15 protein-coding genes and 1 pseudogene are annotated in these 13,741 nt (G+C 73.1%); 8 read left to right on the top strand and 8 right to left on the bottom strand.

The features are described from left to right. Positions 1–74: 74 nt before the first annotated feature. Positions 75–809 (top strand): class I SAM-dependent methyltransferase, encoded by a 735-nt coding sequence (locus IF88_RS0136565; protein ID WP_030722916.1) that lies wholly within the window; start codon positions 75–77, stop codon positions 807–809. Next, positions 806–1,888, top strand: a complete 1,083-nt coding sequence (locus IF88_RS0136560; RefSeq protein ID WP_030722913.1) for a prenyltransferase — start codon at positions 806–808, stop codon at positions 1,886–1,888. Before IF88_RS0136565 ends, IF88_RS0136560 begins: the two co-directional genes overlap by 4 nt. 13 nt (positions 1,889–1,901) lie before the next feature. On the opposite strand, the gene IF88_RS0136555 is transcribed toward IF88_RS0136560, so the two are convergent. Next, positions 1,902–2,204, bottom strand: a complete 303-nt coding sequence (locus IF88_RS0136555) for a hypothetical protein (protein ID WP_030722910.1) — start codon at positions 2,202–2,204, stop codon at positions 1,902–1,904. Between the two features lie 180 nt (positions 2,205–2,384). On the opposite strand from IF88_RS0136555, the gene IF88_RS0136550 reads away from it, so the two are divergent. Together IF88_RS0136550 and IF88_RS0136545 are read left to right on the top strand one after the other, a co-directional pair. Continuing rightward, positions 2,385–2,957, top strand: coding sequence for a hypothetical protein (locus IF88_RS0136550; RefSeq protein ID WP_051838192.1), 573 nt, complete (start codon positions 2,385–2,387; stop codon positions 2,955–2,957). Between the two features lie 48 nt (positions 2,958–3,005). Continuing rightward, positions 3,006–3,404, top strand: coding sequence for a hypothetical protein (locus IF88_RS0136545; protein WP_030722904.1), 399 nt, complete (start codon positions 3,006–3,008; stop codon positions 3,402–3,404). Between the two features lie 29 nt (positions 3,405–3,433). Here the strand turns inward: IF88_RS0136545 and IF88_RS0136540 are convergent, their stop codons facing one another. Further along, on the bottom strand, positions 3,434–3,709 hold the full coding sequence (locus IF88_RS0136540) for a hypothetical protein (RefSeq protein WP_234323829.1): 276 nt from the start codon (positions 3,707–3,709) through the stop codon (positions 3,434–3,436). A gap of 109 nt (positions 3,710–3,818) precedes the next feature. Between IF88_RS0136540 and IF88_RS0136535 the strand changes: the two genes are divergently transcribed. Further along, complete coding sequence (locus IF88_RS0136535; RefSeq protein ID WP_158754808.1) at positions 3,819–4,244, top strand: hypothetical protein; 426 nt, start codon at positions 3,819–3,821, stop codon at positions 4,242–4,244. On the opposite strand, the gene IF88_RS0136530 is transcribed toward IF88_RS0136535, so the two are convergent. The 4 genes from IF88_RS0136530 to IF88_RS0136515 all read right to left on the bottom strand — a co-directional run bounded on the left by IF88_RS0136530 (position 4,241) and on the right by IF88_RS0136515 (position 8,049). Continuing rightward, a complete protein-coding gene (locus IF88_RS0136530; RefSeq protein ID WP_030722895.1) occupies positions 4,241–5,251 on the bottom strand; it encodes an LLM class F420-dependent oxidoreductase in 1,011 nt (336 codons plus the stop codon). The genes IF88_RS0136535 and IF88_RS0136530 overlap by 4 nt on opposite strands. Positions 5,252–5,370: 119 nt before the next feature. Continuing rightward, a complete protein-coding gene (locus tag IF88_RS0136525; protein WP_030722892.1) occupies positions 5,371–6,177 on the bottom strand; it encodes a hypothetical protein in 807 nt (268 codons plus the stop codon). Between the two features lie 151 nt (positions 6,178–6,328). Then, entirely contained in the window at positions 6,329–7,315 is a 987-nt protein-coding gene (locus IF88_RS0136520; RefSeq protein ID WP_030722889.1) for an N-acetylmuramoyl-L-alanine amidase, read from the bottom strand. A gap of 89 nt (positions 7,316–7,404) precedes the next feature. Continuing rightward, a complete protein-coding gene (locus IF88_RS0136515; RefSeq protein ID WP_030722887.1) occupies positions 7,405–8,049 on the bottom strand; it encodes a class I SAM-dependent methyltransferase in 645 nt (214 codons plus the stop codon). Positions 8,050–8,394: 345 nt separating this feature from the next. On the opposite strand from IF88_RS0136515, the gene IF88_RS0136510 reads away from it, so the two are divergent. From IF88_RS0136510 to IF88_RS41480, 3 genes are read left to right on the top strand one after another with little or no spacing between them, the layout of a single operon-like run. Continuing rightward, positions 8,395–9,243 (top strand): helix-turn-helix domain-containing protein, encoded by an 849-nt coding sequence (locus IF88_RS0136510; RefSeq protein WP_030722885.1) that lies wholly within the window; start codon positions 8,395–8,397, stop codon positions 9,241–9,243. Next, on the top strand, positions 9,203–9,469 hold the full coding sequence (locus tag IF88_RS0136505; protein WP_030722882.1) for a DUF397 domain-containing protein: 267 nt from the start codon (positions 9,203–9,205) through the stop codon (positions 9,467–9,469). The genes IF88_RS0136510 and IF88_RS0136505 overlap by 41 nt, the downstream gene beginning before the upstream one ends. Before the next feature lie 43 nt (positions 9,470–9,512). Continuing rightward, positions 9,513–11,213: a serine/threonine-protein kinase gene (locus IF88_RS41480; protein WP_037808382.1), complete on the top strand. Its 1,701-nt coding sequence runs from the start codon at positions 9,513–9,515 to the stop codon at positions 11,211–11,213. Positions 11,214–11,229: 16 nt separating this feature from the next. Here the strand turns inward: IF88_RS41480 and IF88_RS0136495 are convergent, their stop codons facing one another. Further along, on the bottom strand, positions 11,230–13,509 hold the full coding sequence (locus tag IF88_RS0136495; protein ID WP_037808378.1) for a S9 family peptidase: 2,280 nt from the start codon (positions 13,507–13,509) through the stop codon (positions 11,230–11,232). Between the two features lie 48 nt (positions 13,510–13,557). Continuing rightward, positions 13,558–13,741 (bottom strand): annotated as a pseudogene (locus IF88_RS0136490) (hypothetical protein); the annotation flags it as partial.

Below are 13,741 nucleotides of genomic sequence, written 5' to 3'. Positions count from 1 at the left end.
CTGCCGCGCGCGGTGACCCTCCGCCTCATCCACACCCCCGCCCCACACCCCCGCGACCGCGAAGGCAGGACCCCGTGCTGACCGTCGATTTCTCCCGGTTCCCGCTCGCCGCAGGCGACCGCGTACTCGATCTGGGCTGCGGCGCAGGCCGGCACGCCTTCGAGTGCTACCGGAGAGGCGCCCAGGTGGTCGCCGTCGACCGCAACGGCGAGGAGATCCGCGAGGTCGCCAAGTGGTTCGCCGCCATGAAGGAGGCCGGCGAGGCCCCGGCCGGTGCCACCGCCACCGCGATGGAGGGCGACGCCCTCGCCCTGCCCTTCCCCGACGACTCCTTCGACGTCGTGATCATCTCCGAGGTCATGGAGCACATCCACGACGACAAGGGCGTGCTCGCCGAGATGGTGCGCGTGCTCAAGCCCGGCGGACGCATCGCCATCACCGTCCCGCGCTACGGCCCCGAGAAGATCTGCTGGGCGCTCTCCGACGCCTACCACGAGGTCGAGGGCGGCCACATCCGCATCTACAAGGCGGACGAGCTCCTCGGCAAGATGCGGGCCGCCGGCCTCAAGCCCTACGGCACGCACCACGCGCACGGACTGCACTCCCCGTACTGGTGGCTCAAGTGCGCCTTCGGCGTCGACAACGACAAGGCGCTGCCCGTCAAGGCGTACCACAAGCTCCTGGTCTGGGACATCATGAAGAAGCCGCTGGCCACGCGCCTCGCCGAGCAGGCCCTGAACCCGCTCATCGGCAAGAGCTTCGTGGCGTACGCGACCAAGCCCCACCTCCCCGTCGGCGCGACCCAGTGAGCTCGCCCGGGCGCACCGAACACCTGGTCCTGGACGGCGTACTGACCGCCGAGCAGGCCGCCGAGACGGTGGCGGGCATCCTCGCCGCCCAGCGCGAGGACGGGGCCATCCCGTGGTTCCGCGGGCACCACCTCGACCCGTGGGACCACACCGAGGCCGCGATGGCCCTGGACGCGGCCGGTGAGCACGAGGCCGCCGAGCGGGCGTACGCCTGGCTGGCGCGGCACCAGAACCAGGACGGCTCCTGGTACGCGGCCTACGCCGACCGGCCCGACGGCGTGGACACCGCCGAGCCGCAGGACGCGAGCCGCGAGAGCAACTTCACCGCCTACATAGCCGTCGGCGTCTGGCACCACTACCTGTCCACCGGCGACGACACCTTCCTCGACCGCATGTGGCCGGCCGTCTACGCGGCCGTCGAGTGCGTCCTGACGCTCCAGCAGCCGGGCGGCGAGATCGGCTGGAAGCGGGAGGCCGACGGCACCGCCGTCACCGACGCCCTCCTCACCGGCTCCTCCTCCATCCACCAGGCGCTGCGCTGCGCCCTGGCCATCGCCGAGCACCGCGAGGAGCCGCAGCCCGACTGGGAGCTCGCCGCGGGCGCCCTGCGGCACGCGATCCGGCGCCACCCCGAGCGGTTCCTCGACAAGAACCACTACTCGATGGACTGGTACTACCCGGTCCTCGGCGGCGCCCTGACCGGCGCCGAGGCCACGGCGCGCATCGAGGAGCGCTGGGACGAGTTCGTGGTCCCGGACCTCGGCGTGCGCTGCGTCCTGCCGAACCCGTGGGTGACGGGCGGCGAGTCCTGCGAGCTGGCGCTCGCGCTGTGGGCGACGGGCGAGTCGGACCGGGCGCTGGAGGTCCTGCGCTCGATCGGCCACCTGCGCGCCGACAACGGCATGTACTGGACGGGCTACGTCTTCCAGGACGAGGCGGTCTGGCCCGTCGAGCAGACCACTTGGACCGCCGGGTCCCTGCTGCTCGCCGTGGCGGCGCTGGGCGGGGACGAGGCCACCACCGAGGTGTTCGGCGGGACCTCGCTCCCGGCCGGGCTGGAGCCGGACTGCTGCCGCTGAGCCGGGGCCGGCGTCAGCGGCGGTAGAGCCAGCCGGCGACGGCGTGGCCGACGAGGAGGTAGACCACGGCGGCCACGCCGTAGCCGAAGACGACCTGGACCCATTCCTTGCTGAAGGTGAACAGGTCGTAGGACCAGCCGGCCAGCCAGCTGGCGGTGTCGTGGACGAACTCCACGAGCTCGTTGCCCCGGTTGGCGTCCAGCAGGTACATCAGGATCCACAGGGCGATCACGAAGGCCAGTACGTCCGCCACCAGTGCGACGGCCCGCCCGGCCTGACTGCTTCCTCGGGCGTGTACTCGGGTGTGTGTGGGCATGTGCCGCGTGTTGCCGCGTTGGCGGACGGCAAACCCCCGAACGGGTCCCGCGAGTGGCGGGACCGTGGGGCCGGGGTGAGGCTGCGAGGGACGCCTCAGTCCCCGGAGGAAACCGTGCCCGTACCCACGACCGTCCGATTCCGCCGTGCCGTCACGGCGGTGGTCCTCTCCACCGCGCTGATGGTCGGCGCGACCGCCTGCGGCAGCGGCGGCAGCGGCCCGCGCGAGGAACTGTCCGCCGCGTCGATGGGGGAGCTGGCCGCGCTCGCGGCGGCGGAGCCCGTCGCGGCCGAGGCCGACGAACTGGCCGCGGTGACGCCGTCGCCCAGCACGTCCGCCGAGAAGCAGAAGTTCGCCAAGACGCGCTTCGTGGCCAACGCGGGCCTCGCGGCGGGTGCGACCTACCAGTGGATCGTCAAGCCGTACCGCGCGGGCAAGTTCAAGAAGGGCGCCAAGGGCCGGACCTTCGCGCTCATCAAGGCGGGCCTCGCGGGGGCGTTCGCGTACAACCGGCTGAAGGCGGCGGCCGACAACGCCAAGGGCGACCCGCTGCTGTCGAAGGCCATGGCCCCGCTGACGGCGGGCATCGAGTCCCTCAAGGGCCTCGGCAGCAAACTCCGCAAGGGCCAGGCCGGCGACGCCGACATCAACTCCTTCGACGACGTCATCAGCAGCGTCAAGGACGCCGGCAAGAGCGCGGGCGCGGACGTCGTCGACAAGGTCCCGAGCACGTCACAGCTGGGCGGCGGCTGAGCCCGCCGCCCGGCCCGCCGCCCGGCCGCGGCCTGTTTCAATGGGCGGATGATCGAGTACGTGTTCCTCGCCGCCGGGGCCGCCGGAGCCGCGTGGCTGGTGCGGCGCAAGCACCTCGCGCGGACGGCCGCCGGCCCCGTGCCCGGGATCCCCGGGATGGCGCGCCGGCCCGCCGGCGAGGGGCGCTGGCGGGCCGGGCGGCTGTACGCCGACGGGGGCGCAGCCCGCTGGGTCCCCGAGCGCGGTGAGCCCGTACCGCTGCCCGGCGGGCGGGCCACCGGGGTGCGGGTCCCCTCCGTGAAGGAGGGCATCGTCATCAACCCCGGCTCGCGGATCGTCACCTGTACCTACGAGGGCGGCGGGAGCATCGAGATCGCGGTCATGCCGCTGGACGTGCGCGAGCTGCTGGAGGCCGTCCCCCAGGCGGACGACCCGGACCGGACCTAGCCGGCCCGGTGCCCGACACCGTCGGGGGTTCAGGCCGGCGTCAGGAGCTGGTCCTTGGTCTCGCGGTCACGCGCCGCGTCGACGTCGTTGATCTGCCAAGTGACCTCGTTGAACGCGTGGGCGCAGTTCATCATCTCCCGGTAGGTGGACCGGCGCCGGTCGCGCTGTTCGCGAAGGGCCTGTGCCGTCGCGGTGGTCCGGGCCTGGGCCAGCGCCGCGCGGGAGGTCGCCCGGGCGGTCATCCAGCTGGCTCCGAGCGCGGTCAGCGCGGTGAGGACGCCGACCCACAGCCCGCTGTTCGCCATGACCGAGGAGTCTGCCACCGGGAGTGCCGTCGCGACAGCACGCGCCCGGGGTCCGGAACGGCCCGCAGGGTAGGGTGTGACGTCCCAACTAGCCTTGTGGAGACGGAACATGCGGATATCTGCCCTGTCTGCCGCCCTCGCCGTGACGGCCGTGACGCTAGCGGGATCGGCGACCCCGGCCGCGGCCGAGCCCACCGCCCTCACGATCCCCCTGGAGGCCGGCGCCAACCTCCACCACAGCACCGGATCGGTGACCTACGAGCGCGTCGACGGAGCGGTGAACTCCGTCAGGATCATCTCGGTGCGGGCGACCGGCGGTGACAAGGCCTGCGCCTGGGTGCAGTGGAACGACCCGAAGGCCGGCGGGGACGGATGGAGCTCCCTCATCTCCGAACCCGGCTGTTACGGCGGCACCGTGGAGGAGACGCCCAACGTCGTCATCAAGGCCCCGGCCGGTCATCCGCTCAAGGTGCGCCTGGCCGCGTACCACTTCGACAGCGCCGAAGTGATCCACAAGGACATCGCGAAGTTCTAGCCGTTGAGCTCCGCCAGGACGCGCAGGGTGTGCGGGTCCGGGGCCGTCACGAGGAGGTCGGTGACCGGGCCCTTGCGCCACAGCTCCAGGCGCTCGGCGATCCGCTCGCGGGGGCCGACCAGGGAGATCTCGTCGGCGAACGCGTCCGGGACGGCCAGGACCGCTTCCTCCTTGCGGCCGGCGAGGAACAGCTCCTGGATGCGGCGGGCCTCCTCCTCGTAGCCCATCCGGGCCATCAGGTCGGCGTGGAAGTTGCGGGCCGCGTGGCCCATGCCGCCGATGTAGAAGCAGAGCATCGCCTTGACCGGAAGGAGCCCCTCGGCGACGTCGTCGCAGACCTTGGCGCGGGCCATCGGCGCGATCATGAAGCCCTCGGGGAGGTCCGTCAGTGCGGCCCGGTAGACGTCCGTGCGGGTCGGCGACCAGTACAGGGGCAGCCAGCCGTCCGCGATCCGCGTGGTCTGGGCGATGTTCTTCGGTCCCTCGGCGCCCAGCAGGATCGGCAGGTCGGCGCGGAGCGGATGGGTGATGGGCTTCAGGGGCTTGCCCATGCCGGTGCCGTCCCCGCCGCGGTACGGGTGGCTGTGGAAGCGGCCGTCCAGCGCGACCGGGCCCTCGCGGCGCAGAACCTGTCGGATCACGTCGACGTACTCGCGGGTCGCGGTGAGGGGGCTCGCGGGGAAGGGGCGCCCGTACCAGCCCTCGACCACCTGCGGGCCGGACAGGCCGAGGCCCAGCATCATCCGGCCGCCGGAGAGGTGGTCCAGGGTGAGGGCGTGCATGGCGGTGGCGGTCGGGGTGCGGGCGGCCATCTGCGCGATGGCCGTGCCGAGGCGGATCCGCGAGGTGTGCGCGGCGATCCAGGTCAGCGGGGTGAAGGCGTCCGAGCCCCACGCCTCGGCGGTCCACACCGAGTCGTAGCCGAGGCGCTCGGCCTCGGTGGCGAGGTCGAGGTGGGCGGGCTGGGGGCCGCGGCCCCAGTAGCCGAGTGCGAGTCCGAGGCGCATGAACGTCCCTCCGCGGTGCCGACAGCCGTACCTGACGATGCGTCAGATGCCTGGCGACTGTAAGGCAACGGCCCCCCGCCCGGAAGGGCGGGGGGCCGTCGTGTGCGCGGGAGCGGGGCTCAGCCGCGCTGGATGCCCGAGGTGTCGTTCAGGATGCCGCGGCGGCCGTCCTGGGTCTGCGCGACCAGGGTGGCCGGGCCGCGCTGCTCGACGGCCAGGTACCAGGTGCCCGGGGCGAGTTCGGCGATCGGGGTGGGGGTGCCGTCCTCGGCGAAGAGGGGGCGGGCCACCGGGACCGCGAACCAGAACGGGGTGAAGTCCGCCGCCGGGGCGGGCGCCGGAGCCGGCTGGTGGGCGTCCTGCGGCGCCGGCGTCGGGGTGCCGCCGTACGGCGGGACCGGCTGCGGGGTGGAACCGTAGGGCTGCCGGCCGCCCGGGTAGCCGTACCCGGCACCCGGCTGGGGCTGGCCCCCGTACGGCGGCACCGCGGCCGGCTTCGGCTCCGGCACCAGCTGGCCCGCCAGGGCCGGGATCTTCGCACCGGCCACGGCCACGCCGGCCAGCGCCAGGGTGGCGAGGAAGGCGATGACGGCGCCGGCGCCCAGGTCGAGCTGGCTCGGGCAGGTGATCAGGGCCCACAGCGCGGACCAGGCGGCCGAGACGGCGAGCACGGTGCCCCACGCCGTCAGCGGGAAGCCCAACACCTTGCGGGACTCCGGCTGGAAACGGGCCGCGATGAGCAGGCCGGCGGCGATGAAGCCGAGCAGGAAGACGCTGGGCAGCGCCAGACGGTAGGCGTCGGTGTCCCACGCGCTCGGGAGGTCACCACCCGTCGCGGAGTAGAAATCGAGGAACGAGGCGATGAACAGCAGCACCGCTGCTCCGATCACCACGCCGTCGCCTCGAGTGAGGGAGCGGATGTTCACGTCTTAGGTGTCCTTCTCGGTCTCGGTCGTCTCGTGGTGCCGCGGTCGCAGGTCGTTCCTGCAGCAGGTCGGGCGGCACCATGGTACGGACGTTCCCCGCGGCCGAGAGGATCGGGGCGGCGAGCAGCCCCGGCGGGGCTGCCGAGGGGGCCTACCCGCCGAGGAAGCCGACGATGCCGTCCGCGATGCCCTGCGCCGCCTTCTGCCGCCACTCCGGACTCGTCAGCTGCGCCGCGTCCTTGGCATCACGCATGTTGCCGCATTCGATGAACACCTTGGGCCGAGTTGACAGGTTCAGTCCGCCCAGGTCGTCACGGACGACCAAACCGGTACCGCCCCCGAGGTAGTTGGCGGGAGCCGAGCCCGTGGTGCGGGCGAAGTTCCCGGCGATCCGCTCGCCGAGCTCGCGGGAGGGTCCGACGATCTTCGAGGTGTCCGCGGCGCCGCCCTTGACCTTGGCCGGGAGGATGACGTGGAAGCCGCGGCTGCCCGCGGACACCCCGTCGGCGTGGACGGAGACGACGGCGTCGGCGTTCGCCTCGTTGCCGATGCGGGCCCGCTCGGTGATGCAGGGGCCCCAGGGCCGGTCCTGCTGGTGGGTGAGGACCACCTTCGCGCCCTGGGCCTCCAGGGCCGCCCGCAGGCGCAGGGACACGTCGTAGGTGAACTCCGCCTCCATGTAGCCGGAGTTGGTGGTGGTGCCGGTGGTGTCGCACTCCTTGTGGCCCGTGCCGATGTCGACCTGCTGGTCGATCTCGTCGGTGTGCTTGAAGTTGCCCGTGTTGTGGCCGGGGTCGACGACCACCGTCTTGCCCGCGAGCGCGCCCTTCGCGGGCGCGGGTACGGGGGCCGCCGCGGGCGTACTCGCGCCCGCGGTCGGGCTGCCGCTCGGGGTGGACCCCGGCTTCGCGTCCCGCTGGCCCGGAGACAGGGACGAGTGCGAGGCGGGCAGCGGCCGGGGCTGCTGCCCGTCGGACCCGGAGCCGGCCAGTACCTGGGTCAGCACCCAGCCCGCCAGAGCGGCCGGGGCGAGCGCGGCGACCCCGACGACCAGCGTGGAGCGTCGGGTGAACCAGGGCCGGTCCGGACTGACCGAGGAACCGGACTCGGGGGGCGGGGCACTGTCGTCTTTGCGCACGCGGCGATGCTAGACCGCCGCACGGCGGCCCGGCCGGTCCCTGGGCCATCCGGGGGCGTGGTGCGATTGTCGGTCCGCCGTTCGTCGGCTCAGATGCCCGGGCCCGTGCGGCGCAGCACCCGCAGCGAGTCGGTGACCGAGATCTCCTCGAAGGCGCCGGAGGCCAGGGCCCGCAGGTAGATCCGGTACGGGGCCTGCCCGCCGTCGGCCGGATCCGGGAACACGTCGTGGATGACCAGCGTGCCGCCCTCCGCGACGTGCGGGGCCCAGCCCTCGTAGTCACCGGTGGCGTGCTCGTCGGTGTGGCCGCCGTCGATGAAGACGAAACCGAGCTTGCCGCCCCAGGCCGCCGCGACCTGCGGGGACCGGCCCACGACCGCGATCACGTGGTCTTCGAGACCGGCCTTGTGCAGGGTCCGGCGGAAGGTGGGCAGCGTGTCCATCAGGCCGATCTCCGGGTCCACGACCGTCGGGTCGTGGTACTCCCAGCCCGGCTGCTGCTCCTCGCTGCCCCGGTGGTGGTCGACGGTGATCGCCGCCACGCCGGCCTCACGGGCGGCGTCGGCCAGCAGGATCGTGGACCGGCCGCAGTACGTCCCCACCTCCAGCAGCGGCAGCCCCAGCGACGCCGCGGCAGCGGCCGCCTCGTACAGCGCGAGCCCCTCCCGTACGGGCATGAACCCCTTGGCGGCCTCGAAGGCGGCGAGGGTCTCCGGCTTGGGGTGGGCGGCCATGGGTTCCTCCTGAGCTGCGACTGGTCGGCCCATGCTGCCCTACCGCCGGGTAGGGGTCCATGCCGGGGCCCGGGCGGGCGGCCCCGGCTGGTCCCGGCGGGGGGCGGAGCGCGGCGGGCCCCGTTTCGCGCCACCGACTCTTCCTCGCCCCTGACCCCCCCTCAGCAGCCTCACCGTCCGCGACGGCCCCTCGGACAGCAGCGGGGCGGCGGCGGAATCCTCAACGGCGGTGGCGCGCTCACGCTCAACTGCGGCGACGGCCGATTGCGTGATTCATGCCACCTGTCCGCAGCCGGACGATTACGCTCGGCTACGGAACCACAACTCGCTTGGGGGTGACCGTCCATGGTCGGCGTGCGCGATCTCGATCCCAGCGCCTCACCGCTGGATTACTACGGCTACGAACTGCGTCGGCTGCGCGAGGGCGCCGGGCTGAAGCAGTCGCAGCTGGGCGACATCATCTACTGCACCGGCTCGCTGATCGGCCAGGTGGAGAACACGAAGCGGGTGCCGACGCGGGACTTCTCCGAACGGGTCGACGCGGCGCTGGGCACCGACGGGCACTTCTCCCGGCTGGTGGGGCTGGTCCTGCGGAGCGTGCTGCCGACGTGGTTCCAGGCGTACGCGGAGATGGAGGCCCGGGCGGCGTACATCTCCTCGTTCCAGGCGCAGCTGGTGGATGGTCTGTTGCAGACCGAGGCGTACGCGCGGGCCGTACTGGGGGCATGGAGCGAGGACAACCTCGACGCGAAAGTGGCAGCCCGGATGGAGCGGCAGCGGATCCTCGACCGCGAGAACCCGCCACTGAGTTGGGCGGTGCTGAGCGAGGCGGTGCTGCATCAGGAGGTCGGTGGTCGGGAGGTCATGAGGGAGCAACTTGTCCACTTGCTCGCTATGCAGAGGCGCCAGTGGGTGCAGGTGCAGATCCTGCCGTTCGGATCGGGAGCCCATGCGGGGCAGATGGGGTCGTTCACCCTCCTGCGGCTCGAAGACGAGCATGACCTTGTCTATACCGAGGACTTCGTCCAGGGCCATATGACGGCCAATCCGCAGGCTCTCAAGGAAGGTTCGCTCCGATACGATCATTTGCAGGCCGCCGCCCTCCCACTGGAGGATTCGGCGGCCCTGATCGCCCGCGTATTGGAGGAGCGCTATGGAGACCATCCAGAACCTGTCGGGCGCGCGGTGGCGTAAGTCCTCGTACAGCGGTGACACCGGTGGTCAGTGCGTCGAGTGCGCCCCCCTCGGCGCCGTCGCCTGGAGTAAGTCCTCGTACAGCGGCGACACCGGCGGCAACTGCGTCGAGGTCGCCGCTCAGCCGTGTCTCGTCGCCGTCCGGGATTCCAAGAACCCCGACGGTCCCTTCTTCACCGTCCACCCTTCGGCTTTCTCGGCGTTCGTGAGGGCCGTCTCTGTATGATCCGCTCCCGACTGGGGGCAGGGGATCCGGGGGAGCAGAGGCTATGGAGCACGTAGGGCCGGGCGGCCCGACGCACGTGGGGCCGTTCGAGGTCGTCGGCGTGCTCGGGCAGGGCGGGATGGGCCGGGTGCTGTTGGGCGCCGGGCCGGACGGGCGGCTCGTCGCCGTCAAGCAGGTGCTCGCGCACTTCGCCGACGACGAGGGCTTCCGGGCCCGGTTCCGCCGTGAGGTCACCGCTTCGCGCAAGGTGTCCGGGGCCTACACGGCCGCGGTGATCGATGCCGATCCGGACGCGCCGACGCCCTGGTTGGCCTCGGTGTTCGTGGCCGGGCCCTCGCTGGGGGCCGTGGTCAAGGCGGTCGGGGTGCTGCCGGAGGACGTCGTACGCCGCCTCGCGGCCGGCCTGACGTCGGCCCTGGCGGAGATCCACCGGGCCGGGCTCGTCCACCGGGACCTCAAGCCCGACAACGTGCTCCTCGCCGAGGACGGCGTCCGCGTCATCGACCTCGGCATCGCACGGGTCACCGAGGGCGAGGCCGAGGGCGACACCGGGCTGACGCGTACGGGGTGGGTCGTCGGTTCGCCCGCGTACATGTCGCCCGAGCAGGCCGAGGGCAAGCCGCTCACGCCCGCCAGTGACGTCTTCTCCCTCGGGTCCGTGCTGGTCATGGCGCTGACGGGCCGCAGCCCCTTCGCCGGGACCTCCACGCTCAAGACGCTGTACGACGTGGCGCACGGCGAGCCGGACCTCAGCGCGGTCCCGGCGGGCCTGCGCGACCTCGTCGCGCGCTGCCTGGCCAAGGACCCGGAGGCCAGGCCGTCCCCGGCGCAGCTGCGCGAGCTGATCGGGCCGGTCACCCCGGCGGGGCGGCAGTGGCCCTCCGCCGTGTACGGGATGCTCGCCGCGCAGCGGGCGCAGATCGACGGGCTGCTCGGCGGCGGCCCGGCCGCCGAACCGGAACCGCAGCCTTCGCCGCCTGCCCCGGAACCCACGCACGTGCCCACGCCTACGCCGGCACCCGCACCCGTGCCCACGCCTACGCCGGCACCCGCACCCGCACCCGTGCCCGTACCGGACGAGGAGCAGGTCGCGGACCGGACGCACGACGCGCCGCCCCCGCCCGTCCCGAAGGTCCCGCCCGTTCCGCCCCGTCCGACGGAACGGCCCACCGAGCCGAGCCCGTTGTCGCGGAGCCCGTGGCGCGACCGGCGCCGGATCACGGCCCTGGCGGCGGCCGCCGTGTTGCTGGTGGCCGGCACCGGGGTGGTGGCGTACGTACGGGACCGGATGAACGCCCCCGTCGCCTACAAGGCCGTTCCCACCTGCCAGGACACGCACGGGCAGCTGTCCCTGGAGCGTCCGGTGCCGTCCCTCGACACGCGCTCCGTGGAGGCCTGGGGCGTGCGTACGGGCTGCACCTGGAACGGGCTCGGCCAGGCCGCCTCGCCCCGCGCCCTCGTCCGCTGGGAACTCAGTCTCGGCGGGGACGCGACGCACAACGCGGACGCCCAGCGGGCCCGCTTCCGGGTGGACGCGGCCGGAAAGACCGCGGCTCCGAACCTGACCTTCGGGACGGAGGCCTACTGGGGGAGCCCCAGCCTCGACTGGACGTGCGCCCTCGCCGTGCGCGAGGGCAACCTCTCCGTCTGGGTGGGCCTGTACGCGAGCCCGTACAAGACGTCGGAGTGCCAGGACAAGGCGAAGGCGGTCGCCCGCGCCGCCCTGAAGGCCGCCCCCCGCTGACGCGCGGGGCCGCGGCTCAGGAGAACAGCTCGCCGAGCAGCTCGGGGCCGAGGGCGATGGCGGCGGGGCGGTAGGCGGGCGGCCGCGTGCCCATCAGCTCGCGCACCAGGAAGTCCCAGGCCCGCTTGCGGACGTAGGCCAGGCAGTCGAGCAGCGTGTGCTCGGCCCCGGGCACGATGAGCAGCTCGAAGTCCTTGTCGGCGGCGATGAGCCGGTCGGCGAACCGCAGGGTCTGGTCCGGGTGGACCTGGTCGTCCATCGCGCCGTGGACGAGCAGCAGCTTGCCCGCCAGCCGGTCCGCGAGGTCCACGTTGGAGGTACGGGCCCAGGCCTCGGGGTTGTCCGCGCCGTCGTAGCTCTCCACGAAGCCCAGGTTGAAGTGGCGGGCGTCGTGCGAGCCGGAGAGGGCGACCCCGGCCTTGTACACCTCGGGGAAGTCCAGCATCGCGCGGGCCGCGGCGAACCCGCCGCCGGAGTGGCCGAACACGCCCACCCGGCCCAGGTCCATCCACGGCCGGGTCCCGGCCAGCTGCCGCAGCGCCGCCGCGTGGTCGGCGAGGCAGCCGGCGTCGGCCAGGCGGCCGTAGGAGGCGTCGTGGAAGGCCTTGCCGCGCCCCGGGGTGCCCCGCCCGTCCAGTGCCACGACCACGAAGCCCAGCGCGGCGAGGGGTTCGGCGTCGAGGCCCGTGCCGCCGGGGTCGAAGCACGGGGCGACCCGGTTGACCTGCGGGCCGGGGTAGAGGTTGTCCACCACCGGGTACTGCCGGTAGGGGTCGAAGCCATGGGGCCGGTACAGCACCCCGTAGATGTCCGTCACCCCGTCGGCCGCCTTGACGCGGAAGCGTTCCGGCGCCGTCCAGCCGGTGGCGGTGAGCTTGGTGATGTCGGCGCGCTCCAGCTCGACCAGCACCCGCCCCGCCCAGTCGCGGACGCAGGTCACCGGCGGGGTGTCGACGGTGGACGCCGAGTCGATGAAGTACGTGCGGCCGTCGGCGGGCAGGGTGACGACGTGGTCCAGCCCGTCGTCCGTGACCTTGGCGAAGCCCGATCCGTCGAGGGCGGCCCGGCACACCGTGCGCCGGTACGGGTCCTCCTCGACCAGCCCGGAGGCGGTGAAGTACACCACCCGCTCGGCCTCGTCGACGCGCAGGATCTGCCGCACCGCCCACGGCCCGGAGGTGACCTGGCCGAGCAGGGCGCCGGTGCGCAGGTCGTACCGGTACAGGTGGCCCCAGCCGTCGCGCTGCGAGTACCAGAGCACCTCGTCGGCCAGCACGCGCACGATCGGCGGCTCGAACGCCCACTGGTTGGGCTCGACCCGGGTGTCCCCGCTCTCGCTGAGGACGGTGGTGACCTCGCCGGTGGCCGGGTCCAGCCGGTGCAGGGTGAGCGTGCGCAGGTCGCGGGGGCGGTCGAGGTAGTGGACGGCCGAGCCGTCCGGAGCCCACCACGCCCACTTGGCCGTGACCGGCGACATCTGCGGCATGAGCAGCGGCTCGGCCCGGGCGCGGACCACCGTGCCCGCGGCGACGTCCAGTACGACCAGCTCGGCCAGCGGCATGTGCTCGTCACCGGCGTAGGCGTACCGCTGGGTGTGGACCACGGGCGCGCCGCCGTCGGCGGGGCGGGCCTCCACGAGGTGGGTCCGGCGGACGGCGCGCTCGTCGGTGCGGTGCGTCAGGATCTTCGTCGAGTCGGGGGACCAGGCCACCGCGGGCGGCAGGTGCGGCAGGCCGATCTTGCGCAGCAGGGTGGCGTTGGCCGTGCAGTCCGGGCCGGTGCCGTACTGGTGGTCGGCCTCGCCGTCGGTGGTGAGCGCCCACTCGCGGCCGTCGGCCAGCGAGCGCGCCCACAGGTCGTGCCCGCGCCGGGACACGGCGAACTTCCCGTCGGGGGAGGGCACTTCGAGGGGGCTGCCGGGCGGTGTGAACTCGGCCCGCTCGCAGACGAAGTCGTCCAGGTCGCAGCGCCAGTACTCGCCGAGCGCGTAGAACTCAACGGCGTTTCCGGCCAGTTCTATCCCCATGAAGGGCAGGGCCTCGGGGTCGACCTGCTGCCCGGAGGCGGCGGCCAGCGCGGCGGCGAGCCGGGCGTGGTCGAAGGCCGGTTCGCGGGTGCCCGCCGCCGGGTCGGCCAGCACGAACCGCTTGCCGTCGCCGTGGCTCACCGCGTACCAGAAGCGGGCACCTCCGTCGATCCACTGCGGCCTGACCTTGTCGCCGACGACGAGCTCGCCGGGGCGGGCGGGGCGGCGGAGGAGCTGCTCGGCGGCCTGGTAGTTCTGCGTGGTGCTCACTGTCTTCTGCCCTTCATCGGCGGCGATGTTGATGACGAATGGTGCGGGTCAGATGCTGCGGGCGGTGATGTCGCCGTAGGCGGTGGTGGCGTGGATGGTGAGGCCGGCGGCGGCGCCGTCGGTGTTGTTGAGGGCGTTGTGGATGCGGCCGTAGCCGGTGCCGGCGTCGAGGGAGGCGCAGACTCCGCGGGCGGCGCCGACGGTGACGTCGCCGGCCTGGGTGCGCAGCTCG

Source organism: Streptomyces sp. NRRL F-2580 (assembly GCF_000720115.1).
GTDB lineage: Bacteria > Actinomycetota > Actinomycetes > Streptomycetales > Streptomycetaceae > Streptomyces.
This window is presented reverse-complemented; position numbering and strand designations above follow the sequence as displayed.

Coding starts and splice junctions, on each gene's coding strand:
- IF88_RS0136555 (WP_030722910.1), bottom strand. CDS start 2,204: ATGCCCACACACACCCGAGTACACGCCCGAGGAAGCAGTCAGGCCGGG.
- IF88_RS0136550 (WP_051838192.1), top strand. CDS start 2,385: ATGGTCGGCGCGACCGCCTGCGGCAGCGGCGGCAGCGGCCCGCGCGAG.
- IF88_RS0136545 (WP_030722904.1), top strand. CDS start 3,006: ATGATCGAGTACGTGTTCCTCGCCGCCGGGGCCGCCGGAGCCGCGTGG.
- IF88_RS0136540 (WP_234323829.1), bottom strand. CDS start 3,709: ATGGCGAACAGCGGGCTGTGGGTCGGCGTCCTCACCGCGCTGACCGCG.
- IF88_RS0136535 (WP_158754808.1), top strand. CDS start 3,819: ATGCGGATATCTGCCCTGTCTGCCGCCCTCGCCGTGACGGCCGTGACG.
- IF88_RS0136530 (WP_030722895.1), bottom strand. CDS start 5,251: ATGCGCCTCGGACTCGCACTCGGCTACTGGGGCCGCGGCCCCCAGCCC.
- IF88_RS0136515 (WP_030722887.1), bottom strand. CDS start 8,049: ATGGCCGCCCACCCCAAGCCGGAGACCCTCGCCGCCTTCGAGGCCGCC.
- IF88_RS0136510 (WP_030722885.1), top strand. CDS start 8,395: ATGGTCGGCGTGCGCGATCTCGATCCCAGCGCCTCACCGCTGGATTAC.
- IF88_RS0136505 (WP_030722882.1), top strand. CDS start 9,203: ATGGAGACCATCCAGAACCTGTCGGGCGCGCGGTGGCGTAAGTCCTCG.
- IF88_RS41480 (WP_037808382.1), top strand. CDS start 9,513: ATGGAGCACGTAGGGCCGGGCGGCCCGACGCACGTGGGGCCGTTCGAG.